We start from the raw sequence: 22,599 nt of genomic DNA on the forward strand, positions 1-22,599 counted from the left end.
TCAAATGCAGACACAAATATTTTGAAATACCTCTACCTATAATCTACCATTATTTAAAAAAAGGTTGTAGCTAATTGAATGGCGGACCAAACCGCTAAAATGGAAGCTAAAGATAGAATAATATTTTCGAACCAATTGTTTTTATATTTTCCCATCAAACTTTTTTTATTTGATAGCACCAGCATCCCAATAGCGATAATAGGAAAACCGATTATGTTTATTGCATTTACGCCAATTGTCAGTGCGATGAAACCAGGCATGCCGGGAATGGACCAAATGATTGGGGTAACCAATACAAAAATCATAACCCATTTATACATTGGATCTTTTTCATATTTACCATTGTACTTTTCGCGACGATCCTTATTTATTACGTAAAAGGCATCTACTATCAATCTAGGAAAACCAGTTGACTTGCCTACTACACTCGCGAACAATACGCCAAATACACCAAGATAGAAAATGTACCAGCCAAATTGTCCTAACGACATTTGTAATGCCATTGCCAAGTCATCAATCGTTTCCACATGAATTCCATTCGGTTTTAAAATTTCTGCCCCAACCACCCAAATGGCCAAATTAATCACGATGCAAACTGCGATGGCAAACAGCAAATCATTTCTTTGAACCTTTACATGACTCGGTTTCGTCCAGCCCTTTTCCTTCATGAAATATGGATGAACAAAGTTCGAAATCGATCCTGCCACTGCACCGATAATTGAAATCGCTACCAATAATGCTCCATGAACACCAGTATCACTTGGAATGCTAAAACCAACAGTTCCCTTAATGATTTGCCCCACATCCGGTGTTGCTTGAATGGCCAGGAACAAGAAGGCAATGGTCAATAATGCCAAAAGCACTTTCATTACACTTTCAATTCTATTATAAATATTTCTGCCAATAAGCATAAAAACTAATCCTACAACTACCATTGAAGCTAAGAATGGCTGATTAACATGGAATAGGGTCGATAAAACCTCTCCCGCTCCCTTAATCATATATGCATTAAAAAGATGACCCATTATTAATGCATAACCAAACATGAAGTAACCGAAAAACGGATGAATGCGTCCATATCCTTCAAGTATGGTTAACCCCTCTGTGTTACAGAGCTGGAATCTGGCGATAACATTAACGATAAGAAAACGAAGGATTAATGACAGAGCTAAAATCCACATTAAGCTATACCCATAATCTGCCCCGGCAACCGATGAAGTTACCAGGTCTCCGGCTCCAAGCCACGTTAACACGGCAAGAATCCCCGGACCATAAGATGTTTTAAACTTCGTGATGAAATTTGGCTTCTTACTTACGACCTCCGGAACAATCACAGTAGATTCAGCAAGGTTTGATTGATTTTTCAAGTTATTCACTCCATTCCAACGAGTAATGTATTCGCTTTCATTTTTTCTAAAGCATTGATACTTTGATATCTCTAGACATACAGATATTGAAATTATGACAAGACTTTATGACATTTTCGAATGTCATAAAGTGTACGCTGCAGTATGTTGTCGTGCTTCATGTTGAAGTGAATCAGCTCGTAAAAAAAGCTCCCCTTCCATTTAATTGAATGTTTTGACTATTTACATTGAAATTGTAAGACAATTTAAAATGTAAGTCAATAATAATATTTATAAGTTTTTTTAATATCCTTTCATAAAAAAAACCTTTTGGCCCTTCGTACTTGATGACAATTCAAGAGAATTGGCGTTGTTACGGATTAGAAAAGACAGGATTCGTTACTATATGGATAAGGGATTAGTACAGCGTGCGAATAAATTAATGCCATCAGCGGATAATATAAGCGAAGGAGTGAAATGTATGCCACAAGATAATAACAATGATCCATTTAATAATGCCGGGAACCTTGATAGAGACCCAACTAATAATAATGATGACAACGATACAATTGACAGACCTGTAATGATTGATGATAGTTTGAACCCCGGATTTCAAAGAGAAGAACGTCCTAGGCCTAATGGTAATATCCCAACAATAGAGGGAGTTGCAAACATTAAAGAGCGTTTTCCTTCGGACCATGAGAGACTTATGAGCAGAATCAATCTTGGTGATGCACTTATAAATCGAGAAAATACACATTTTGGACGGTTTGAAAGATAAAAAAGATGTCTTAAATTGGGTTAGTGGAAGATTAACCGCGAAAAAAAAGCTAAAGACCTGTATAGGCTTTAGCTTTTTATTCATTTTTCGAATAAAAGCATAAAAAAGACCGCTGGTGCCAATACACCAAACGGTCATGCTATAGAAGGTTCCCCGGTAATTCGGAGACTACTCCACAATTTGCTACCAGGATCGAGGTGGGGCATTTTTATGGAGAATTGAATTATTTTTCTACAACCATTTATGTAAAGCAGCAATCTTAATAAAAAGAGACCTTCTTTTAAAAGGTCTCTTAGAATAATCCTTATTTTTCACAAGCGATCAAGTCTTTGTCACGATCGCTTTTTTTATTGGCATCATATAGCGCCTTTGAAACGTGAGGTTTGTATTTCGTTTTTCCTCCTTTATTTTTAACGGAAGATGTACGAGCTACGCCTCCTTTGTAGTCTTTATTCAATGCTGTACAGTTTTTATACGTCTTCACCTTTGTTTTGGCACTGGCAACATCATTCGCGCCAAACGAGAGACCTAAAATTAGTCCAAAAGATAGTAAAATAGCAAATAGTCGTTTCAAAATATGTACTTCCTTTCCTAAAAATTAACTTTTTACTAATCATAATGTATCATTCCATTTTTTACAATAACTATATTTCCATATTTAGAGTTTTCTTAAATAAAACCCGCTCTCACTTGATCTACTCCTAAGAAAAGACCGCCAATTCGGCGGTCTTCCTTTCATTGATTTAATTATTCCTTCCCTTTCACCCTGTATTGGACCTCCCCAGGTTCTTTGCAAAAGGTGATTCCGCTTCCCGGTTCGTAATAAAAGTTCTTTTTGCCTAAAGAGCGTTCATGGAAGGTTGTATGCAGATAGGATGCCTGGTCCCTTTTGAAGGCGAGCTGATTTTTGCTTAAGTTAACAGGAAGGCAATGTCCGTAGTTTGTGTGGACCAAGGTTTCTTTTTCGTTCATTTCCTCGAGATCACGAATGTGGATGTAGGAAAACCAGATCCCTCCTCTTTTCCGGAAAGAGCGGGAGGAGAACCAGACCATTCCCAGCTGGGCGTTTATGCAGACAGGCAGTCTGTATTTACCGCCAAGCACGGATTTGGCTGCTGCAAGTCCGCCATCCAGATCCAGTCCAAAGTGGTTCAGCGTGTTATTCAGGATTTCCTGTCGCGGTTGGGCAACATGGTATGTGTTCTCTCCTTCCACTACCGTGGTCATCTCCACACCATTAGAATCGTAATGCTCCATCATTCCTACCGTTTCCATATTCAATAAATAGTTTTTTCGTATCATCCTACCATTCACTCCCCATTTCCCTATTCCTTTTTATGGAGTATGCTGGACATAGAGGCAGGTATACTCCTGCTCGCAAGCCCTTAGGTGATGTCTTCCAGGACGTACTCACCTAGGGGTTTTTATTTTCGTCTATCGTCACTTTCATTCTTGATATGTCATTCACCTCCACGCGACTATTATCCTATTTTATGCTTTTTTTGTAAAACTGCTCTATTTTTTCCTCTTTCCAAATTCGTTCCCTTTTGTGACTGCATTACCTGTTTGATTGGCTAACTCTATAAAAAATCTCGAATTTTCTTTTAAAATCTGCTGCTCAGATTGCTATTTCCTTGTTAATTTGTGTCCATTTAGAGAACAAACAGCCAAAATTCATATAAAAGTGAAATGAAATGACATTTTTGTGAAGTTTTAAGACACGTCAAAAAAAGTCTATCTTGATGATAGACTTTTTTTGATATGGTTATTCTGCCATCTTTTTTTCAATCGCTAAATTCCGTAAATAATCCAATAAGGGCCGCACGTCCTCTGGAGCTGTTATGTCAGTAAACGAGAAAGACTGCTTCTTCTTTTCATCTGCTATATCCAGTTGGTATGAAAACGAGTCGAACCCTTGCGCTTTTACTTTTTTACTTTCGGCAGCATTAGGAAGGTCAGCTGTCTTCATTAAGTTCTGCAATTCCTCATTTTGCTCTTTCGGCAATTCATCCGTATCTATCTGGCAATTCAAGTCGAGGTTGGCAAATCCCCCTATGCAGCTAAATTTGATATACATGTTAGATGAGTCCTCCTATTCATGGAATATGACTACTCAGGCAATCCAACCGCTTTAAAAGCATTTTCAATTGTTCCTATAGCTGTTTCAGGCACTTCTCCGCTATCAACAAGTTTTTGCGCTGCTTTGATGACAATTTGCACGAATTGATTGAAATTTGCCGTTGCAAATAAATTCTGCATCGCATTGAACCAGATCAATGCCGCCTTGTCCGTTCCGATCTCCATGGATACTAGATAAAAGGCCTTGTTTGGTATGCCGCTATTGATATGGACACCATGATTATCGCGTTCTCCTTTATAGAAGTTCTTCATATGATCAGGCTGAATATCTTTACCCATTAACTTATTGTCAAATGCAGTACCTGGCGCCTTCATCGAACGGAGTGCCTGCCCTTTCAGTGTTGGTCCCATTATATCAGCACCGATTAGCCAATCGGCATTTCCTGCCGTTTGCTTTAAGTGAAATTGTTTAATGGCAACTCCAAACACATCTGAAAGATGTTCGTTCAAAGCCCCGGACTGACCTTCATACTCCAATCCACTTGTGAACTGCGTAACCCCATGTGTCAGTTCGTGTCCAATTACATCGAGTGAATTGGCAAAATTGCTAAAGATGACCCCATCGCCGTCACCAAATACCATTTCATCCCCGTCCCAATAGGCATTCGTGAATTTATTCCCATAATGAACGTTCAGAATGAGATCAAGGCCTTGGTTATCAATAGAATTGCGGTGCAAGACATTCTTGAAGTAGTCACGCACAACTCCGCTATAATCGTATGCAGCGTTAACGACAGGATCTCCACTAGATCGATCTCCTTCTTTCCTAGCCTCATTCTGCCGGAGTTTCGTTCCCCCTTTACAATCGTAAACATGGCGGGCAGATTCACCTTGACGTTCAGATCCTGCATCCGTTAAAGCGACAACACCGTCAATATCATATTCTTTAAAGATTCTGCGCCTGCGCATTTGACGGCTTTTCGCTAAACTGATCCGTGCTTCTTCCACTTCATTTTGTGCCATATTCTCAAGAATGTAGTTAGGTACGATGAAACACTGACACTCTTTGGAACGATCCTTATTATGCATATTCGTCACTCCTTTAAAGTTTTTTTACGATCTATACAATTTCTTTTTTCAATAGTGCTGCTTATCTTCAACACATTCTATAGATTACTTTCGCCGCACTTCCCTCATTTCCCTCCATTCCATCCTACTCTTTCACTCCTTAGTTACAGTTGTTCTTCTTAGTCGATGACCATTTCATCTTTAACAAATACAAACTTCCTTTTTTTATATAAATTTCATATTTTTCTCACAATTTCCTTTTATCATCTATATAGGTGAATTTAATAGTACTACTTGGAGGTCCTGTATAAATGGAAACTAAACAACAAAACACCTCTCTGTATAGAACAGTATGGAGATGGCATTTTTACGCTGGAATTATTTTTGCACCCTTACTTATTATTCTGGCAGTTACTGGCTCAATCTATTTATTTAAGCCACAGATTGAACAAGTGCTTTATCAAAACTACCAAGAGGTTATTCCGCAAGGAGAAAAGATACCAGCATCCCAGCAGATTGAGACAGTGAAGAAACTTTACCCTGATGCAGTGGTGACAAAATATCATCCCGGAGAAAATGCATCTCGTTCAAGCGAAGTAAGCATAACTTCTAATAATGAGTCTCTTACCATTTTTATAGATCCGTATACAGGTAAATCTATTGGAGAGTTAAATGATGAAGACAGAATTATGGATAAAATCGAAGAAATTCATGGTGAACTGATGGCCGGCACCTTGGGAGATAGAATTGTAGAGTTAGCTGCGTGTTGGGCAGTTGTGTTAATTGTCTCTGGTCTTTATTTATGGTATCCCAAAAATAAACTAAATCTTTCTGGTGTTCTTTTTCCAAGAATAAATAAAGGTAAAAATACTTTCAGAAGAGATTTACATGCAGTACCTGCCTTTTGGATATCAGCAGGAATGTTATTTTTAATTATGACAGGTTTGCCTTGGTCTGGTTTTTGGGGAAGTAATTTTCAATCGGCGGCTACCAATTCCGGATCTGGGTATCCTCCTTCCATATGGACTGGAAGTGCTCCAACATCCTTAATTAAAACAAAAGACATTGCAGATGTTCCTTGGGCAGCAGAAAATTTAGATGTACCAATCTCAGATATTCAAGGCTTTATCCCACTTTCCATTGATGATGTTGTCACGATAGCGAATCGTGAGGGCATGCATCCAAGTTATAGCATAAATATTCCACAAGAAACGGATGGCGTTTATACATTGTCAGCTTTTCCACCAAAAGCACAAGGTGAAGCAACTATACATATTGACCAATATTCCGGTGCAGTTCTAGCTGATTATCGTTATGAGCATTACGGTTTAATAGGAAAAATAGTTGCTTGGGGGATTACCTTGCATAAAGGGACTCAATTTGGTTTGATTAACCAAATAATCAGCCTTCTTATTTGTATAGGAATTATGCTTGTTGCATTTAGTGGTTTTTATTTATGGTGGAAGCGAAAGCCGAAAAAAGGATTAGGTGCACCAAAAGCCCCTCCTATAAAGAACATGAAATTCTTTCTTTTTCTGTTAATAGGTCTAGGAATTTTGTTTCCTTTGGTTGGTTTGTCTCTTATTGTTGTTTGGCTAATTGACTGGTTAATTATCAAAAGAATATCTGCAGTAAAGAAGTTTTTGAATGCATAATTCGAAATGTAAAGGGTGGCTTTTGCCGTGAAAAAAAATATATGTATTTCTTTAATCTTCATTTTCAGCCTATTGTTAAGTGCTTGTTCACTTGAAAAGGATGTCACTAATCTATACAAAGAAGAGACACCACTTGAAGCTGAAATAATTATACCAGCATCCTTTTCAGCTAATACACAGGAGACCATGAAGGTTGTTCTTACTCAAGGTGGTAAAAAGGTTGAAAACGCAGATTTTGTTCATTTTGAGATATGGAAACAAGATGGCTCGCTCAAATATAGTATGGAACAAGCTGAGGAAGAGGGAAACGGTACTTATACTTTAAGTAAAAACTTTGATAGTGATGGCCTATACTATATAAAAGTACATGCGAGTAACGATGGTTCAATCATTATGCCTAAAAAACAGTTTATCGTAGGAAAACTGTCTGAAAGTGAATTGAAATTCTTGCAAAAAGGGAGCCAAAAACAAGAAGAAAGTCATGAACATCATCATTAATAAATTTATTTGAAATCCGGCTTTCAATTGAAGACCGGATTTTTTATGGATCGGAGAGAATGCATTTACAGGCAGGGATGTAATACTTCACCTTTGTTTATTGGATTATTCTGTTCGTGCTGCATATACTGGATTGTTCCTTTAAACAAGGGAGCTTCCTCAGAACATAAACCACCTTTAAGGGAGGGCATAGCATTGGTAACTTCACAGGGTACTGCTTCGGTTAGCTTTCCATTCCCATCAGTATGGGGTATCCACTCTTCAATAGCTGGCAGAACGATCATTTGGGGTACACTTGCCATTAACTCTATTAATAGGGTAATTGGTACGATTAATTTTCAGGGTACACCTATTCCGATTAATGGATTTTGGAATGAAAGCACTAAACAAATCTCATTTGATTCACCTTATGCCACATTCTCTGGCAATTTAACCATGATTGATGATAACCAGATTAGGATTCGGCATTTTATTCTACAAGGACGTTTTCTTATGAAACCTCCCTCTCTGCAAGCAGGTGAATCTGGGTCTTGGATTGCCACCACTGATATAGCTTTGAATCAATTTCCTGCTAGCGGTAGCGCCTATACCGAGCAATTACCTCCTGTTGGAGCTTTTTTAACATCGAATATCCTTCATCAGCATCAGAATTTTTTGGGAAGAACAATTTAGGGTAATCCATTCTGTGTGGAAAGGGTGTTTAACATAAGGAATCGTCTCTGTATTTCATAGGGGCGATTCTTTTACTTTTGATACGTCATCTTTTCAAATGTTATAAATAAATTTCCCATCACATTAATACATTTTGATGTAATCCAGATGCCTACATAACTTATTTACACTGCTACATAAAAAATAAGGCATATACTATCATTTTATTAATAATATTTTAAAAGTTAGGAGGGCAAAAAAACAAACCCTTTCCCAAAGGAAAAAGGCCATGCAATGAAGTGAACGGAAGCAAGGAGGCACACCAGTGACTCCAATGATTCAGGTTCGCAATAAGTTGCTCCCTGGCATCTTCGCTAGTGTTCAGCTGAACGCAATGCTTCCCTTGTTGGGGGGTGCCTTCTGAATATGGAAATGTACCATTTTACCTATCTCACTAAGTATATATATATATATGAGGTAGTGATTTTGGTAGATAAATATTGAATCCATTAATTCAAAATGAGTACAGATGGAATATAGATTGACAGCGTTTTCCCTGTACTTCATACTATTGTAGTAACAGAAGTGACAGAATATTTGGTAAATTAGGAGGATGAAACTATGAAACCAGCAGTAATGACAATGGATTTACAATTATTAGCAGATGTACTTAGGGAAAATAATTGTACAAGTTTAATAAACGCAATCGCAGAAAAGGATTTTCAAGTGGCTCAAATGCTTGATGTATTAATATTTGAGGATAAATGGGAGGATGACATATGACTAAGCTCAGAATCCTTTTAACCATTCCAATTTTGCTATATGGAATTTACATATTTGTTGCCATTCAAAACGATAAGAATATTCCACTTTATTTGCATCTTCTATTCGCAATCTACTTGATGTTGTTTGTACATTATGAAGAAAAAACGGAGGTGAAACCATGACAGATTTTTATCTTGGAGAATTTCGATATAACCCTTGCCAGGCTGAGTTCGTTGTAGACCCTAGGTTCTCAACACGTGAGTCAGTGTAATATGATCACCACAATAAGTGGCTTTTTTTGTTCAAAAATCATTAATAAATCCTAAAAAAAGCCCCAACTCCTTAAAGGAATTGAGGCTTTCACCATTTATCATCTCAATTAGATAATACGAGTTGTAACGATGCCTTCGATTTGTTTGATTTTTTCTTCCAAGCCAGGAATGATATCGCCGTTTACTTCACCGTCAATGTCGATGATCGTATATGCATATTCCCCACGGCTTCTGTTAACCATGTCAGCGATGTTCAGATTAAAGCCAGATACAGCCAGTGTGATTTGCCCAACCATGTTCGGAACGTTTTCGTGGAAAGTTGCCACACGACGGTTTCCTGTATAAGGAAGAGAAGTGTTTGGGAAATTCACAGAGTTCTTGATGTTCCCTGTTTCTAAAAAGGTCTTCAACTGACGAGCTGCCATGATGGCACAGTTTTCCTCTGATTCTAGTGTAGAGGCACCAAGATGCGGAATCGGAACGACATTTTTCATTTTCAACACGTTTTCATTCGGGAAGTCAGTAATGAACTTGCCTACTTTTCCGCTTTCAAGTGCAGCTTGCATATCATCTTCATTCACTAGCTCGCCGCGTGAGAAATTCAAGATATGGACGCCCGGCTTCATGATGCTGAATGTTTCTTGGTTAAACATTCCTCTTGTGTCGTCAGTTAATGGAACGTGTACTGTAATATAATCAGATTCTGCAAACAATTCTTCAATCGTCATGGCGCGCTGTACATTGCGGGACAAGTTCCAAGCTGTATCAACAGAGATGAACGGGTCAAACCCAATGACATCCATGTCCAAATCCAGGGCATCATTCGCTACAAGTGCACCGATCGCACCTAAACCGATTACGCCAAGAGTTTTCCCCTTGATTTCTTTACCAACGAATTGTTTCTTTCCTGCTTCAACAAGCTTTGGAATTTGTTCTCCTTCGCCTTCAAGCGTCTTTGTCCAGGCCACACCTGCAAAAAGGTTACGAGATGAAGCCATTAATGACGTCAGCACCATTTCTTTTACAGCGTTTGCGTTAGCACCAGGTGTATTGAAAACGACAATTCCTTGCTCGGTGCATTTGTCGACCGGAATATTATTGACTCCAGCTCCTGCCCTTGCGATTGCTTTTAACTGATCGCCGAATTCCATAGTATGCATGTTAAAGCTGCGAAGAACGATCGCATCAGGGTTTTCACTGTCATTGTCGACCTTAAAATCGCCTTTATTGAATACATTCAGCCCGCTTTCGGCAATATTATTTAACGCTTTGATTGTTTTGACTTTTTCTAAAAGTAATGTGCTCATTTTGTTTGCTCCTCTTTTGACTATGATAGTTTTGAAATTTCAAAATACTGACAAGATTTTTAAGCCCATGAAAATCTGCATACTTTAAACCTTCACTATCTATTAATATACAGAAAGAGGCAAGGGATAAAATCCCTTACCTCTGCCCAGGCGAACGGCTACGACACTATGTGTTCCCTCACGGTTATCCGTGTTTCGCCAGTTGCACATAGTCTTTTTCATTTATTTTATTCTATCAAACTATTCAGCAATCTTCAATATCATTTTCTTTTTTTTTGCAGAAGCCACAACTCACCAGAAATATCGACGAATTCTATTGTTTTATCTCCGAAAATTGGAATATATCGACGAATTCTACAGGTTTATCTCCGAATTGAGAAATATATCGACGAATTCTATAGGTTTATCTCCGAATTGAGAAATATCGACGAATTCTACAGGTTTATCTCCGAAATGAGAAATATATCGACGAATTCTATAGGTTTATCTCCGAATTGAGAAATATCGACGAATTCTACAGGTTTATCTCCGAATTGAGAAATATATCGACGAATTCTACAGGTTTATCTCCGAAATGAGAAATATATCGACGAATTCTACAGGTTTATCTCCGAAATGAGAAATATATCGACGAATTCTACAGGTTTATCTCCGAAAAAATGGAGAGTTTCATTATTATCTAGGACGGTTCAATCTTTTTATTACAACTGTAAATAGTAAAATGACAAAAAACAGGATGAAAATAATTACGAACGGAATCGTCGTTGTAAAAAGGGTGACCCATCCGCTTGTCTCTGTGTCTTCTGGTATAAACTCAATTTTTTCTATATTATGTTCCTTTACGGCGTTATTCATTTTGTCTAGCGAAACTTCACTATCTGGTACAGACGCGATAAAGTATTGATCCTTTTCATACCCTACCAGCTGACCTCTTATTTCATAAACACTATTTTGTGGCTCCACCTTTAAAAATGTCACTTTCCCATCTTCTAAAGTTGTAAAAAATTCATCTTCAGTTAATTTCTCAGTCGGTTCTTTGTCATTATTAATAACCAGCACAATCCCCAAGGTAACCAAGAAGATTAATAAATAAAATACTTTACTACGGAAAATCCGCTTCATCTTATACCTTCTCCCACATTAAACAAACTATAGGCAATAGTATCATATATAGTTAATTATTAACAATTAAGCTATTATGATATTAGTAAAAAATAGGGAGTATAGCAAACTTCAAAAAGGAGGAATCAATATGCTAATAAGAGAGGCAACGGTGGCTGATGCGGAAGGGATAGCAATAGTCCATGTGGATTGCTGGAGAACCACTTATAAAGATATAATGCCGAGTGATTTTTTAGATAATCTGTCTTATGGGCAAAGGAAGGAATTATGGAAAAAGAATATATCCAATGATGAAAATTATGTTTATGTTGCTGAAAATAACGAGGGGAAAATAGTTGGATTCATAAGTGGCGGGAAAAGGGAAAATAATAAAGTTGAGGATTCGGGTGATTTAACTGCGATATATATCCTCGAAAATTTTCAAAGAATGGGGCTAGGTAAGAAACTCATCAAAGAATTATTTTTAAAATACGACGAACTGGGATTTAAGACAATTTTCGTTGAGGTGCTTGAAGATAATAAATCTCGATACTTCTATGAGGCATTTGGTGCTGAATTGCTTAAAACCGAAAAAATCAAAATGGCTGGCGCAGATTTGAATCTATTGGTTTATGAGTGGAAAGACATTAGCCCTGTATTGTTAATGAGCTTCAGATAAGATCACGTACTTAACTCTTCAAAAAAAGACACAGTCCTTCACGAAGGATTGTGTCTTGCATTTAATTTAATTTTGATTAAATCCGCTTTCGTCCATGTAAAATACTTCCCAAGAATGTCCGTCGATATCCAGAAAACTCCAACCGTACATAAAACCATGATCAATGGCTTCATTGAAAGGCTTTCCGCCAACATCCAGTGCCCTATTCACGATTTCATCGACTTCTTCCTTACTTTTAACGGACAGGGCGACGATGGCTTCCGTACTCGCTGCAGAATCCGGGATTTCTTTCTTAGTAAACGTTTTAAAGTAATCTTCCACCAATAACATGACATATATGGACTCGCTGATAACCATGCATGTTGCATTTTCATTGGTCATTTGCTCGTTAAACTCAAATCCGACCTTTGTGAAAAATTCTACTGAGGCATCCAAATCTTTAACAGGCAAGTTTACAAAAATCTTTTCTGCTTGAACTCCCATCCAATTCACCCTCGCTTGATTTATTTGTTCACACACCTACTATTCGCTGCATTTTTCGATTATCCTGCTTGCAGCATACATTGCACTCACTTTAAGCAGATACAACCTCCATAATTCACCTGCCTAAAAGTTTATCTCAAATATTAAACAGGATGATTCAATTATAAAACGTCCTGGGAGTTTACCTTAAAAATTTTCAAGGAGTATTTGCCACTTCCCTTGTTGCTTCAACAGACTGCCGCCCATTTGCAATACCAAATGGTTTCAAAACTAAAACACACCTTGTCTTTTTTGAAATAAAAACTATATAGTTCCATGTTTTACTAAAATTAAATAATTTCAAGGAGGTAAGCATATGAAAAATAGCATCCAAACATGAAGTATCCGGAACATTTCTCTTTACTTGTTTTGTTTTTGATTCCAGTTATTTTACCAGGATTCAGCCCAATCATTTCGTCCTCCGATAGCTAACCAACCGCTCGAAGCATCACCTATTATGAAAGTAAGAGCAATCCTCGTTTTGCAAATGCAGCACAGGTCAAATACAGATGGGAAACGACAACATTACCGTATGGGATAGGTGGTTCATAGATGGTTACCATTCAAACATATATATCAAAAAATAGTTATGATGCCATTGTTAATAAACATTTATTAGCTAACGGAGATTTTATCCCAATCCATCACTCAAGTGCTAAACAACTGGGAAATCAGCAGTTATTTACTTCAAAAGGAACTTCCTTATACGGCACGGTCATTATATCTTATCAAGGTCAATTTCTCTCGAGCTTTTATGATTGGGATGATGTTGATGGTATTTGGCTTTCCATTTTACAGGCAATGTATGATTGTTTAAATACCGGTATTGGCAACTTTGGCTTTTCTGAACGCTCTATGGATTGGCAAATGAAAAGGCTAATGGAACAAAATCCTGCCATATCATTTACATGGTACCATGGTTTCGCTAGCAAGGAATGGAATGATATTCCTAAGAAATCCACACTACGATTCCCTGAAAATGTATTATTGAATAGTTTAATAGAAAAGGGAACTAAGTACTTAAAATTTAGAAATGCTCTTTATGATAACGGTCCAAGCCAAAATATTAACCAGTTAATTAACGATCTTAAAACTTTTAGTAGTGATTTAGGGCATGTGCAATTGGAATAGCCAATGTGCTAAGTGAAGCTGTCTTGCAGCTGTAGTAAAAACAGTCCTTGCCAACATACGCCAGCAAGGACTGTTTTTCTTGTTTAGAAGACTCTATTTCACTAAAAGGCACCTGACCACCTTTTGTGTTACTTCAAATAAACACTCATAATCTCCGTTTCGTTAATATTCGCTTGGGTACTATTTGTTTTTTCCAGTTTTTCAACTAGCTCGCCATTCGTGACAACAATCGGAGTTACGATGCTTGGAGCTTTGGATTTTAGAAAATCGATATCAAATGTTACAAGCTTGTCTCCTGCTTTTACATTTTGCCCTTCTGCGACATGGACTTCAAATCCCTCACCTTTAAGGTTAACTGTTTCCAGTCCAATATGAATCAACAATTCAATGCCATGCTTTGTACGGAGGCCTAGTGCATGTTTAGTATGAAAAACCTGGATTACTTCTGCATCGATTGGAGATACGACCAACCCCTCCTCAGGAAGTATCGCTATTCCATCCCCCATCATTTTACCGGAAAACACCGGATCCGGAACATCTTCAATATTTATTACTTGTCCATTAATAGGAGCAAGCAGCTGTTCCACACTTTCTTTTTTACTGAATAATTTTTTGAACATACTATTTCCACCCTTCTCTATCGTCTTGAATCTCACAATCAAATGTTAAATATTTAGTGAATTCCGATAATTGTTTCTGTTATTTTTTCTTTTTCAATTTCCCTTCTGCTTTCTTCTTTTTGTTCTCTTCCACTCTAAATATAACCATCTCGGTTATTAATTCATAAGGAATTGACTTGTTTAGCGGAAACTGAACGGCCCCTTTTGAACATTTATATTCAGATAATGCAGCTTCAAAAGCAGTGATCGCGCTTGGAGTTGGATAGAAACCTATATGTTTTTTATAGGCAGCGAAATGTACCAGATTTCCATATAAAACAAAGGTAGGCATTTGATAGCTTATCTTTTCTTCTGCCTCCGGCGCTGCATCCTTTATGACTTTTCTTAAAGTTTTTAATATCTCCTGAACTTCTTCGGGAAATTGTATAATGTATTCATCAATTGAATGAAAAGTATTGGTTCCTTCCATGATTTCTCCTTTCATAAAACCAGCTACAATACCTTTATTATAACATTTTTCCTCTCCACCAACCCGAGCACCCGTTAGTGGATTGTATCCCATTTGTATTTTTTCGCTAACCTATATAAAGAGAGTCATTTTTTTAAGAACTCTTCCATTCTATTTATTACACCTTCTAGCATGGTAATCGACCTTGAAGTATTCAATGGTTCAATATCCAAAGAATGATTAGCATGTGGGATTTTATCCATGCTTATGTTCGATTTATTTTCAATCCTTTCAATTTTACCTGGAATATAATGATGATCTTTTTCTCCTATAACTATATGTGCTGAATGGTTGCTGCTCAATAACCCTTCAAAAATCGAATCGAACTTCAATAGTGGCGTGAGCAAAATCATTTTGGCATTCATAAACCGCTCATTTTTCATCATTCCGTTGATGATAGGTATTGTACCAAGTGATTTGCCTAAAAACACTGTTCCTTGATATTCATGATTTTGAAGTACTTCCGTAATGACGGGACTAATATCATTAACGATCACTTTTGTGATATCTACCAATGGATGCTTGAAAATATCCTGGTCGTAAGCGTAATGAATATGCACGACATCATACTGATTTTGAAGCATCATCATTGTTGAATAATAGAATAACGGCTTCTCATACGTGTACCCCGCACCTGAAAACATAAAACAAACGGCTGGACTTCCGTTTTCAATATGTGTGTATGTAATTTCCTTTTCATTACCATTAATTTTTCTTTGGTTAACCTTCAAGATAGATTCCTCCCATTCTATCGTTTGCTCTATATATTCATTAGCTACCTGCTGCATTCCTCCTTGATTGATACTATCTAGATAGAATCCAAGAATTAGGTTTCGTTTTTTATCGGGAATAGGTATACTTTAGCTGTCAACCTATTTTATGGAAATTACTTCTGATGATCGATCAATCCAGCCTTAAAGGAGAGTGTGTAATGAAAATTAAAACTTTATGTTTCATCCTTGTCCTGCTAGTCACTGGTTCCATGGGCACAATTCATGCAAGCGCAAACGATCAAAAGGTGAAAGAACTGGATATCGGGGAGTCTTTCGATGGTGCGGAAGGCACGATGGTTCTCCAAAACTTAAAAAATGATAAAGTATTTATTTATAACAAACAGAGAAGTAAAGTACGCTACACTCCAGAATCGACATTCAAAGTCGCGAATGCATTAATCGGCTTACAGACAAAAGCGGTGAGCGATGAATATGAAGTGAAGCGCTGGGATGGCGTAATAAGGGAATTTGAAGATTGGAACAGAGATCATACGTTGGCTTCAGCCATGAGGCATTCCGTGATCTGGTATTATCAAGCAATGGCCCGCGATATCGGGGCGGAAAACATGCAGAAATATGTGAACCTGATCAATTACGGCAATCGTGATATCTCCGGTGGGATCGATCAGTTCTGGCTCGACAGCAGCATAAAGATTTCTGCCCGGGAACAAGTCCAATTCATCGAAAACCTTGTAGAGGAAAAACTGCCTATCGATAAGCAACATATGAGAACCGTTAAGAGAATCATGATCAATGAAGAAGCAGACTCATATGTCCTCCATGGAAAAACCGGTACACGCCTTTCTGATATGGGATTGGGCTGGTATGTGGGTTACATCGAAACGGACAAAGGCAAATGGGCCTTCGCAACGAACCTGGACGGCAGCGGAAGCAAAGCCAAAACGATTACGCTTGATGCGCTGAAAGAGTTGGATATCATAAAAGAATAATAGTTCACGCATGCTCAAAATTCTTGGGCATGCGTTTTGCTTTGTCTTAAAGATATCTGATAAACCATTGGTAATAGGCAGACTTTATAATCAAAGAAAAAGGGGTTCTATCTAAATTTTAAAACAAAGTTGATTGGAACGGAAGGTACGAGACTCCTGCGGGACAAGCGAGTCCAAGGGAGACCCCTCAGTTGCAAAGAGCGACGAGGAGGCTCCCGGACCGCCCGCGGAAAGCGAGTGCCTGGAGTGGAAATTAACATACGGAGTCATGTTAAACCTATCTCCCGTTTTCTTTTTTGTTTTAATAACGCAGGCTTTTGGACTTGCTGAGAGAGTGCGGTACATTCAGCAAAAGAAAACTGTTTACATCCTTTACAACGGTTCTCATCCAGTATGGATAAAGCTTTATTAATGGCATCACCCGTACTGGAAAAGAATTGTTCCTCACCTACCAGTTTAATGAATCCAGTTTTTTTCAGCATTTCTTTTGGTTCCTGTTGAATCCCGGAAATCAACACTTGTAGATTATGAAACTTGAATTGCTTCACGATTTCGGTGAGAAGCGCTTCTCCCGATGTATCGATAAATGGCACATTGCTCATTCTTAATAGGAGGACTTTAGGTTTCGAAAGCATTATTTCTTCGATTTCTTCTTGCAGCCTTTCGATCGAACCAAAGAATAATGGTCCTTCTATCGTATATATGTTTATCTGCGGACAGCTTGAACCTTGTTGCACCATTTCTGGTTTAACTAGTTTATCAGCTGGATCTGGTAATACCTTGGATAATTTCAATGTACCGCTCATCAGTTTAACGAAAGATAGAATCGCTAATAGTAATCCGATCCCGACGCCTGTTGTCAGGTCAATCAATACGGTTAACACGAAGGTAACGATCAATACGATCGAGTCCATGGTTTTTGCTTTTAAGATATGCGAAAATTCCTTTCGTTCGCTCATGTTCCATGCGACAAACATAAGAATGGGGGCCATGCTGGCCAATGGAATCGCCGAAGCATATGGAGCCAGGCTGACCAACACGAGCAATACCACCAGCCCATGAATCACACCTGATATAGGGGAAACTGCACCGTTTTTAATATTCGTTGCTGTACGCGCGATGGCACCTGTAGCTGGAATGCCTCCAAATAAAGGCGTAATCATATTGGTCAATCCTTGCCCCATCAGCTCTTTATTGCTGTTATGCTTACTGTTGGTCATGCCGTCTGCCACTACAGCTGATAATAGTGATTCAATTCCTCCAAGCATGGCAATGACCAAAGCAGCCGGAAGAAGTTCAATCACTAGGCCGCCAGTGATTAGGGGAAACTGAAATTGGGGCAATGCGTTAGGAATGGCGCCATAGGCCGAGCCAATTGTCGCTACCTGACCTGGAAAGAATAAGCTGGCTGCTAGAGTTGATACAAGCAAGCCCAGCAATGCTCCAGGTATTTTCGGTACATATTTTGGAGTCAGTATGACGAGAGTTAAACTTATGATAGCGACCAGTACACTATAGAAATTCACTGTATTGAAGTTCAATAAGATTTCTTTCATATTTAAAAGAAAGGCTTCTTCTTTTTTTAAGTTACTGAGCCCAAAGAAATTGGCAATCTGCCCAGAGAAGATAATCACGGCAATACCAGCAGTAAAGCCGATGGTAACTGGACGTGGTATAAACTTGATGAATCTTCCCAGTTTGAATATACCCATAAGAAAAATCATGATGCCTGCCAAGAAACCGGCGATTAACAGTTTTTCATATCCGTACTGCATGACCACACCGAACAAGACCGGGACAAAGGCTCCAGTCGGGCCTGCAATTTGATATTTGGATCCTCCAAAAAGGGAGACCATGATTCCGGCAATAATGGATGTGTACAGTCCGTATTCCGGTCTTACTCCAGAAGCAATGGCAAAAGCCATCGCCAAAGGAATCGCTACAATCCCAACTACCACCCCGGCAACCAGGTCTTTCTGAAAATGGCCTAAGTTGTATCCTTCAAGCCTGCTAGATCCCATCATTTTATCGCTCCTTCTTTTATTGAATATGTATTTTGTCCTTGCTGATAACGTTGCTATATCCATCTATGATTCGATCCAATTTACCCGTTTCGGGATGGATGACCATACCGTGAACGGCAATGGATTCCGGTAATAATGGATGATTTTCGATCAAGCGGACACTATTCGTTACACTCTCCTCTACGCATTGAAAACCTGACAGCCACTTTGATAAATCAATACCAGAGTTTGTAAGGACATCAATATGCTCCTGACTGACTTTCTTCTGCTTTGCGGCATCAAGAAGTGAAGAGGATCGAAGCCCCACCATACCGCATCCGTGATGTCCGATCACACATACTTCCTCCACTTTCAGCTCATAAATAGCGACAAGGATACTGCGCATAATGCTGCCAAAAGGATGGGAAACAATAGCTCCAGCGTTCTTAATGATTTTCGCATCTCCATTCCTTAAACCCATCGCCTTTGGAAGCAATTCCAACAGACGGGTATCCATGCATGTTATGATGACGATCTTTTTATCTGGATACTTTGTCGTTTGAAACTCTTTATATTTGTTTTGGTCAACAAACGTTTTGTTGTAATCCAGAATGCTAGAAATAACTGACATTACTTATTCTCCTTTCTCGTTGAAATATGTTGGAAATGTTCTATGTACAATAATCCAGATGCCTTTCATCCAACCAATTTATTTGGCTCTGTTTTATCATTTGGTGCTTTATTTCATGTTAGAGATATTAAATTAGAGTTAAATGATAGAAGGATTAGAAATTAGTGAGAATTATTACATTTTCTTCTCTTTTCTTTTGCATTTTTCTTACTCACCTAAGCCAAAAAGGGTGATGCCCATTAATAGGCATCACCCTTTCTTTATGATTTGTTCCATTGCGTCTTGATTAATAAACCCTTTAATTAGTTTTCAGGGCCATCATTATCATTCTCTTCATCATCTTCCCATGTGATTGTTTTTACTTCTTTTGTGTAGCCGTCCACTTGGACGACCGCGTCTCGATCATCCTCTAATTCAACTTCGATCAAATAATAAGGTGTCTGATCTGGGGGCTGATAAAATTCTGTATCGTCACCTGTTCCTTTTACATGTTTTTCCGCAATCGCAATTGCTTCCTTTTCTGTAATGATACTATCTGCCACCATTGTCGAGTCAATAATAGCTCCAGTATATGGGTCGAGTATTAATGTGATTTTTTCGTCATTCTTATTTACCACTGCTTTATAAAAGGAATTGTCTTTCTCCTGCACAAAATCAATTTGTTCCAGATCACCTTGCGAGGAAATACGGGCCTTTATTTCTTTTTGGGTAAGTTGCTTTTGGGGTATGCTTTCCGTCGTTTCTTCAGCTGAATGAACTATGGTTTCTTTTTTTAGTGAACGAACTTCACCGCTTTTCGCATCCATCCTAATTTGATACACTCCGGTTTCAAGCTGCATTTCAATCTGATATTCTTCACCTTCACTTTTCGTTGTCTTTATAATGGTTCCAGGATATTTATCCTTTGCCGTCTGGTTCACTTCTTCTTTCGTCAAGCTTTCCGCGGATAATGATGGAGCCCACCATTGAAATCCGACGAATAATAGCAGCCCAAAAACGAGAGTTGATCCAGCTGTTATCAGCATTTTTCTACTCTTCATCGTAACCCCCATCCAACGTCATTCTAACTTTATTAATCTTGATAAAATGAGACTATATAAGAATTCACTATTTAAGAGACTTAATTAAATAAAAGAGTGACGATCGTTCCCCTGCCTTCGAGACTATCCATTTCAATCCGTACATCAATTGCATCAGCAATTTCCTTTGCCATGGAAAGCCCCAATCCTGATCCGCCTTGCTTTCGGCTTCTCGCTTTATCTACACGATAAAAGCGATCGAACACTTTTGGCAATTCAGCCTTTGGAATTCCATCCCCTCTGTCTTCGATGCGGATATATGCTTCATCACTTGTTTGTCCTATGTAGACTGCGATATGCTCGTCACTATACTTTCTTGCATTGTCTAAAAAAATGAACAAAAGCTGTTTTAACTTTTGAATGTCCGTTACTGCTTCAATTGCATCGCCACTATAAATCTCCACCGTTCGATTGTACGCATTTTTATACACTTTCGCTAACTCTGCAATGATGTCGTTCAGAATGATGGTTTCCTTCTCTATATTCCATTTTTCCTGATGCTTTGCTAGCAGGAGCATTTCCTCTGTCATCTCTCTCATTCTTATGGCTTCAGAATGGATGGCCTCTATTGATTCAGCAAACAAATCAGGACGCTCCAACCCTTTTCTCTTCAAAAGACTTGCATAGCTTTCGATGACTGTTAGCGGTGTTTTTAATTCATGTGAAGCATTCGATACGAATTGCTCCTGTTTTTCGAAGTTAGCTTGCAGCAAATCGATCATGTGATTAAAGGTTTTCCCCATTTCCACAAGTTCATCTTTTGATTTTTCCTCTAGGCTAAGTCGCTTAAATTGGCCGCTTGTTTGAATCTCCTTCATCGTATCAATCATCGATCGAATCGGACGGGCGATGAAGTTACTAAGAATGGTGCTTGATATCAGAACAGGTATCATGGCAATGACCGTTACAGCGATTAATACGATGCGCAGAACAGCGAGCATTTCCTCAGTAGCTGTAATGCTTTTGGTGATTTGTAGATTAACTACACTTCCATCGCCCCAAACGATCGGGTTTGAAACGAATACATACTTTTTCTGATGATAAGTGATGATCGCGCTCTTCTCACCCGGATAAAAGCTACTATCCCGATTGCTTAATTGTTTTTCAGAATTGGATGTAACGACTGTTCCTTTTCGTTGACCTTCGTTTACAATACCGATCATGCCATCTATAGGCAGATAGGCCCGAAGTAAATCATTTGGTGAAATATCATTAACATTTTTACTAACATCAAAGGAAATTTTCTTTGTCTCCGCTTTCGCACGATTAAGTTCATTCACCATCATCAGATTACTGAATACAAAATAAATGGAAACATTCATTAAAAGGAGCAGGAAAATGAATAACACCGCTGTATATAAATTTATTTTCTTCCGAAGTCTCATTTTGCATCCTTCATGACGTAACCAACGCCTCTTACAGTATGGATAAGCGGCGTATCAAAGCCAAATTCGAGCTTTTTGCGAACATATCGGATATACACATCCACAACGTTTGTTTCTCCATAGAAATCATACCCCCAAACCGCTTCCAGAATTTGATCCCGGTTTAGCACTTGACGCTTATTCTTCAGTAAATAAAGAAGTAAATCATACTCTTTCGGCGTTAGGGCAATTTGACTTTCACCTCTAATGACTTCGCGTGTTTTGACATTCACCTTTAAATCAGCGGTATTGAGCCATCCATCGTCCTCATCTTCTATTGAAGGTACAGCAGTCCGCATTCTTAAAACCGCACGAATTCGGGCTAGCAATTCCTCAATTTGGAAAGGTTTAGTAATGTAGTCATTCGCACCGAGATCAAGACCGGAAACTTTATCTTCAACCGAGCCTTTTGCAGTTAACAGGATGACTGGAGTGGAATTGTTTTTCATACGAATTTTCCGAAGCAGTTCGATCCCGCTTATGCCTGGAAGCATCACATCCAATAAGATCAAATCCCATTTTCCTGATCGATACGCTTTAAGGGCTTCATTTCCGTCCATTGCCTTTCCGATTTGGTAGCCTTCGATTTCAAGCTCCAATTCAAGCAGTCTTAAGATTTTTTCTTCGTCTTCCACGATTAGTATTGATTCTTCACTCATTTGTAAGGCCTCCTCTGCGGGGGTTGTTTGTGTGGGACTGTCCCTATTTATGTATTCTGTCAAACAAAGATACTACAGTTAGAATACTAATAAAATA

Annotated in this window: 25 protein-coding genes and 1 riboswitch; of the genes, 9 read left to right on the plus strand and 16 right to left on the minus strand. The window is 38.4% G+C overall.

Annotated features, from left to right (window positions below; all coding sequences use genetic code 11):
* Nucleotides 1–53: 53 nt before the first annotated feature.
* Nucleotides 54–1,367, minus strand: coding sequence for an Nramp family divalent metal transporter (locus tag AC3ISB_RS22395; protein ID WP_098370144.1), 1,314 nt, complete (start codon nt 1,365–1,367; stop codon nt 54–56).
* Nucleotides 1,368–1,752: 385 nt separating this feature from the next.
* Between AC3ISB_RS22395 and AC3ISB_RS22400 the strand changes: the two genes are divergently transcribed.
* The gene (locus AC3ISB_RS22400) at nt 1,753–2,127 is read left to right on the plus strand and encodes a hypothetical protein (protein ID WP_489274397.1); all 375 of its coding nucleotides are present in this window, start codon (nt 1,753–1,755) and stop codon (nt 2,125–2,127) included.
* A gap of 304 nt (nt 2,128–2,431) precedes the next feature.
* Here AC3ISB_RS22400 and AC3ISB_RS22405 read toward each other — a convergent pair whose 3' ends face one another.
* The 4 genes from AC3ISB_RS22405 to AC3ISB_RS22420 form a co-directional block, all read right to left on the minus strand.
* Nucleotides 2,432–2,701, minus strand: coding sequence for an excalibur calcium-binding domain-containing protein (locus AC3ISB_RS22405; protein WP_480339644.1), 270 nt, complete (start codon nt 2,699–2,701; stop codon nt 2,432–2,434).
* Between the two features lie 173 nt (nt 2,702–2,874).
* Nucleotides 2,875–3,429, minus strand: a complete 555-nt coding sequence (locus AC3ISB_RS22410) for a competence protein ComK (protein ID WP_480339643.1) — start codon at nt 3,427–3,429, stop codon at nt 2,875–2,877.
* Nucleotides 3,430–3,892: 463 nt separating this feature from the next.
* A complete protein-coding gene (locus AC3ISB_RS22415; RefSeq protein WP_098370148.1) occupies nt 3,893–4,204 on the minus strand; it encodes a protealysin inhibitor emfourin in 312 nt (103 codons plus the stop codon).
* Between the two features lie 32 nt (nt 4,205–4,236).
* A complete protein-coding gene (locus tag AC3ISB_RS22420; protein WP_489274400.1) occupies nt 4,237–5,295 on the minus strand; it encodes a M4 family metallopeptidase in 1,059 nt (352 codons plus the stop codon).
* Between the two features lie 290 nt (nt 5,296–5,585).
* On the opposite strand from AC3ISB_RS22420, the gene AC3ISB_RS22425 reads away from it, so the two are divergent.
* From AC3ISB_RS22425 to AC3ISB_RS22445, 5 genes are all read left to right on the plus strand, one after another.
* Entirely contained in the window at nt 5,586–6,929 is a 1,344-nt protein-coding gene (locus AC3ISB_RS22425) for a PepSY-associated TM helix domain-containing protein (RefSeq protein ID WP_489274402.1), read from the plus strand.
* A 27-nt stretch (nt 6,930–6,956) separates the two neighbouring features.
* Nucleotides 6,957–7,427: a FixH family protein gene (locus AC3ISB_RS22430; protein WP_480339640.1), complete on the plus strand. Its 471-nt coding sequence runs from the start codon at nt 6,957–6,959 to the stop codon at nt 7,425–7,427.
* A gap of 195 nt (nt 7,428–7,622) precedes the next feature.
* Nucleotides 7,623–8,099 (plus strand): hypothetical protein, encoded by a 477-nt coding sequence (locus AC3ISB_RS22435; protein WP_489274404.1) that lies wholly within the window; start codon nt 7,623–7,625, stop codon nt 8,097–8,099.
* 600 nt (nt 8,100–8,699) lie between these two features.
* A complete protein-coding gene (locus tag AC3ISB_RS22440) occupies nt 8,700–8,861 on the plus strand; it encodes a hypothetical protein (protein WP_155726510.1) in 162 nt (53 codons plus the stop codon).
* Entirely contained in the window at nt 8,858–9,025 is a 168-nt protein-coding gene (locus tag AC3ISB_RS22445; protein ID WP_179890993.1) for a hypothetical protein, read from the plus strand. The genes AC3ISB_RS22440 and AC3ISB_RS22445 overlap by 4 nt, the downstream gene beginning before the upstream one ends.
* A 197-nt stretch (nt 9,026–9,222) precedes the next feature.
* Here the strand turns inward: AC3ISB_RS22445 and AC3ISB_RS22450 are convergent, their stop codons facing one another.
* Together AC3ISB_RS22450 and AC3ISB_RS22455 are read right to left on the minus strand one after the other, a co-directional pair.
* A complete protein-coding gene (locus AC3ISB_RS22450) occupies nt 9,223–10,422 on the minus strand; it encodes a phosphoglycerate dehydrogenase (RefSeq protein ID WP_141993192.1) in 1,200 nt (399 codons plus the stop codon).
* A 137-nt stretch (nt 10,423–10,559) separates the two neighbouring features.
* Nucleotides 10,560–10,638, minus strand: a riboswitch (ZMP/ZTP riboswitch).
* Between the two features lie 459 nt (nt 10,639–11,097).
* Nucleotides 11,098–11,544, minus strand: a complete 447-nt coding sequence (locus AC3ISB_RS22455) for an ATP-dependent metallopeptidase FtsH/Yme1/Tma family protein (protein WP_480339638.1) — start codon at nt 11,542–11,544, stop codon at nt 11,098–11,100.
* A 130-nt stretch (nt 11,545–11,674) separates the two neighbouring features.
* Here AC3ISB_RS22455 and AC3ISB_RS22460 point away from each other — a divergent pair, with 130 nt between their 5' ends.
* Nucleotides 11,675–12,202 carry a GNAT family N-acetyltransferase gene (locus tag AC3ISB_RS22460; protein ID WP_489274406.1) on the plus strand — a complete coding sequence of 176 codons (528 nt, stop codon included), beginning with the start codon at nt 11,675–11,677 and terminating at the stop codon, nt 12,200–12,202.
* 66 nt (nt 12,203–12,268) lie between these two features.
* Here AC3ISB_RS22460 and AC3ISB_RS22465 read toward each other — a convergent pair whose 3' ends face one another.
* On the minus strand, nt 12,269–12,685 hold the full coding sequence (locus tag AC3ISB_RS22465) for a VOC family protein (RefSeq protein WP_101223282.1): 417 nt from the start codon (nt 12,683–12,685) through the stop codon (nt 12,269–12,271).
* Nucleotides 12,686–13,276: 591 nt separating this feature from the next.
* Between AC3ISB_RS22465 and AC3ISB_RS22470 the strand changes: the two genes are divergently transcribed.
* Complete coding sequence (locus AC3ISB_RS22470; protein ID WP_141993189.1) at nt 13,277–13,855, plus strand: hypothetical protein; 579 nt, start codon at nt 13,277–13,279, stop codon at nt 13,853–13,855.
* 128 nt (nt 13,856–13,983) lie between these two features.
* Here the strand turns inward: AC3ISB_RS22470 and AC3ISB_RS22475 are convergent, their stop codons facing one another.
* The 3 genes from AC3ISB_RS22475 to AC3ISB_RS22485 form a co-directional block, all read right to left on the minus strand.
* The gene (locus tag AC3ISB_RS22475) at nt 13,984–14,475 is read right to left on the minus strand and encodes a PTS sugar transporter subunit IIA (protein ID WP_480339634.1); all 492 of its coding nucleotides are present in this window, start codon (nt 14,473–14,475) and stop codon (nt 13,984–13,986) included.
* A gap of 79 nt (nt 14,476–14,554) precedes the next feature.
* Nucleotides 14,555–14,944, minus strand: coding sequence for an iron chaperone (locus AC3ISB_RS22480; protein ID WP_144548864.1), 390 nt, complete (start codon nt 14,942–14,944; stop codon nt 14,555–14,557).
* 125 nt (nt 14,945–15,069) lie between these two features.
* On the minus strand, nt 15,070–15,771 hold the full coding sequence (locus tag AC3ISB_RS22485) for an alpha/beta hydrolase (protein ID WP_480339633.1): 702 nt from the start codon (nt 15,769–15,771) through the stop codon (nt 15,070–15,072).
* Between the two features lie 143 nt (nt 15,772–15,914).
* Between AC3ISB_RS22485 and blaOXA the strand changes: the two genes are divergently transcribed.
* Nucleotides 15,915–16,706 (plus strand): class D beta-lactamase, encoded by a 792-nt coding sequence (blaOXA, locus tag AC3ISB_RS22490; RefSeq protein WP_141993187.1) that lies wholly within the window; start codon nt 15,915–15,917, stop codon nt 16,704–16,706.
* 266 nt (nt 16,707–16,972) lie between these two features.
* Here blaOXA and AC3ISB_RS22495 read toward each other — a convergent pair whose 3' ends face one another.
* From AC3ISB_RS22495 to AC3ISB_RS22515, 5 genes are all read right to left on the minus strand, one after another.
* A complete protein-coding gene (locus tag AC3ISB_RS22495; protein WP_489274410.1) occupies nt 16,973–18,730 on the minus strand; it encodes a SulP family inorganic anion transporter in 1,758 nt (585 codons plus the stop codon).
* A gap of 16 nt (nt 18,731–18,746) precedes the next feature.
* A complete protein-coding gene (locus AC3ISB_RS22500; RefSeq protein ID WP_098370161.1) occupies nt 18,747–19,340 on the minus strand; it encodes a beta-class carbonic anhydrase in 594 nt (197 codons plus the stop codon).
* Between the two features lie 302 nt (nt 19,341–19,642).
* Nucleotides 19,643–20,380, minus strand: a complete 738-nt coding sequence (locus AC3ISB_RS22505; RefSeq protein ID WP_179890994.1) for a PepSY domain-containing protein — start codon at nt 20,378–20,380, stop codon at nt 19,643–19,645.
* Between the two features lie 80 nt (nt 20,381–20,460).
* Complete coding sequence (locus tag AC3ISB_RS22510; protein ID WP_098370163.1) at nt 20,461–21,804, minus strand: sensor histidine kinase; 1,344 nt, start codon at nt 21,802–21,804, stop codon at nt 20,461–20,463.
* Nucleotides 21,801–22,502 carry a response regulator transcription factor gene (locus AC3ISB_RS22515; RefSeq protein ID WP_098370164.1) on the minus strand — a complete coding sequence of 234 codons (702 nt, stop codon included), beginning with the start codon at nt 22,500–22,502 and terminating at the stop codon, nt 21,801–21,803. Before AC3ISB_RS22515 ends, AC3ISB_RS22510 begins: the two co-directional genes overlap by 4 nt.
* Nucleotides 22,503–22,599 lie beyond the last annotated feature (97 nt).

The sequence above is a fragment of the Peribacillus sp. GL_122 genome, assembly GCF_057835005.1.

Coding starts and splice junctions, on each gene's coding strand:
- AC3ISB_RS22420 (WP_489274400.1), bottom strand. CDS start 5,295: ATGCATAATAAGGATCGTTCCAAAGAGTGTCAGTGTTTCATCGTACCT.
- AC3ISB_RS22445 (WP_179890993.1), top strand. CDS start 8,858: ATGACTAAGCTCAGAATCCTTTTAACCATTCCAATTTTGCTATATGGA.
- AC3ISB_RS22465 (WP_101223282.1), bottom strand. CDS start 12,685: ATGGGAGTTCAAGCAGAAAAGATTTTTGTAAACTTGCCTGTTAAAGAT.
- AC3ISB_RS22400 (WP_489274397.1), top strand. CDS start 1,753: ATGGATAAGGGATTAGTACAGCGTGCGAATAAATTAATGCCATCAGCG.
- blaOXA (WP_141993187.1), top strand. CDS start 15,915: ATGAAAATTAAAACTTTATGTTTCATCCTTGTCCTGCTAGTCACTGGT.
- AC3ISB_RS22485 (WP_480339633.1), bottom strand. CDS start 15,771: ATGCAGCAGGTAGCTAATGAATATATAGAGCAAACGATAGAATGGGAG.
- AC3ISB_RS22440 (WP_155726510.1), top strand. CDS start 8,700: ATGAAACCAGCAGTAATGACAATGGATTTACAATTATTAGCAGATGTA.
- AC3ISB_RS22455 (WP_480339638.1), bottom strand. CDS start 11,544: ATGAAGCGGATTTTCCGTAGTAAAGTATTTTATTTATTAATCTTCTTG.
- AC3ISB_RS22460 (WP_489274406.1), top strand. CDS start 11,675: ATGCTAATAAGAGAGGCAACGGTGGCTGATGCGGAAGGGATAGCAATA.
- AC3ISB_RS22475 (WP_480339634.1), bottom strand. CDS start 14,475: ATGTTCAAAAAATTATTCAGTAAAAAAGAAAGTGTGGAACAGCTGCTT.
- AC3ISB_RS22450 (WP_141993192.1), bottom strand. CDS start 10,422: ATGAGCACATTACTTTTAGAAAAAGTCAAAACAATCAAAGCGTTAAAT.
- AC3ISB_RS22480 (WP_144548864.1), bottom strand. CDS start 14,944: ATGGAAGGAACCAATACTTTTCATTCAATTGATGAATACATTATACAA.
- AC3ISB_RS22410 (WP_480339643.1), bottom strand. CDS start 3,429: ATGATACGAAAAAACTATTTATTGAATATGGAAACGGTAGGAATGATG.
- AC3ISB_RS22505 (WP_179890994.1), bottom strand. CDS start 20,380: ATGAAGAGTAGAAAAATGCTGATAACAGCTGGATCAACTCTCGTTTTT.
- AC3ISB_RS22515 (WP_098370164.1), bottom strand. CDS start 22,502: ATGAGTGAAGAATCAATACTAATCGTGGAAGACGAAGAAAAAATCTTA.
- AC3ISB_RS22510 (WP_098370163.1), bottom strand. CDS start 21,804: ATGAGACTTCGGAAGAAAATAAATTTATATACAGCGGTGTTATTCATT.
- AC3ISB_RS22500 (WP_098370161.1), bottom strand. CDS start 19,340: ATGTCAGTTATTTCTAGCATTCTGGATTACAACAAAACGTTTGTTGAC.
- AC3ISB_RS22415 (WP_098370148.1), bottom strand. CDS start 4,204: ATGTATATCAAATTTAGCTGCATAGGGGGATTTGCCAACCTCGACTTG.
- AC3ISB_RS22470 (WP_141993189.1), top strand. CDS start 13,277: ATGGTTACCATTCAAACATATATATCAAAAAATAGTTATGATGCCATT.
- AC3ISB_RS22425 (WP_489274402.1), top strand. CDS start 5,586: ATGGAAACTAAACAACAAAACACCTCTCTGTATAGAACAGTATGGAGA.
- AC3ISB_RS22495 (WP_489274410.1), bottom strand. CDS start 18,730: ATGATGGGATCTAGCAGGCTTGAAGGATACAACTTAGGCCATTTTCAG.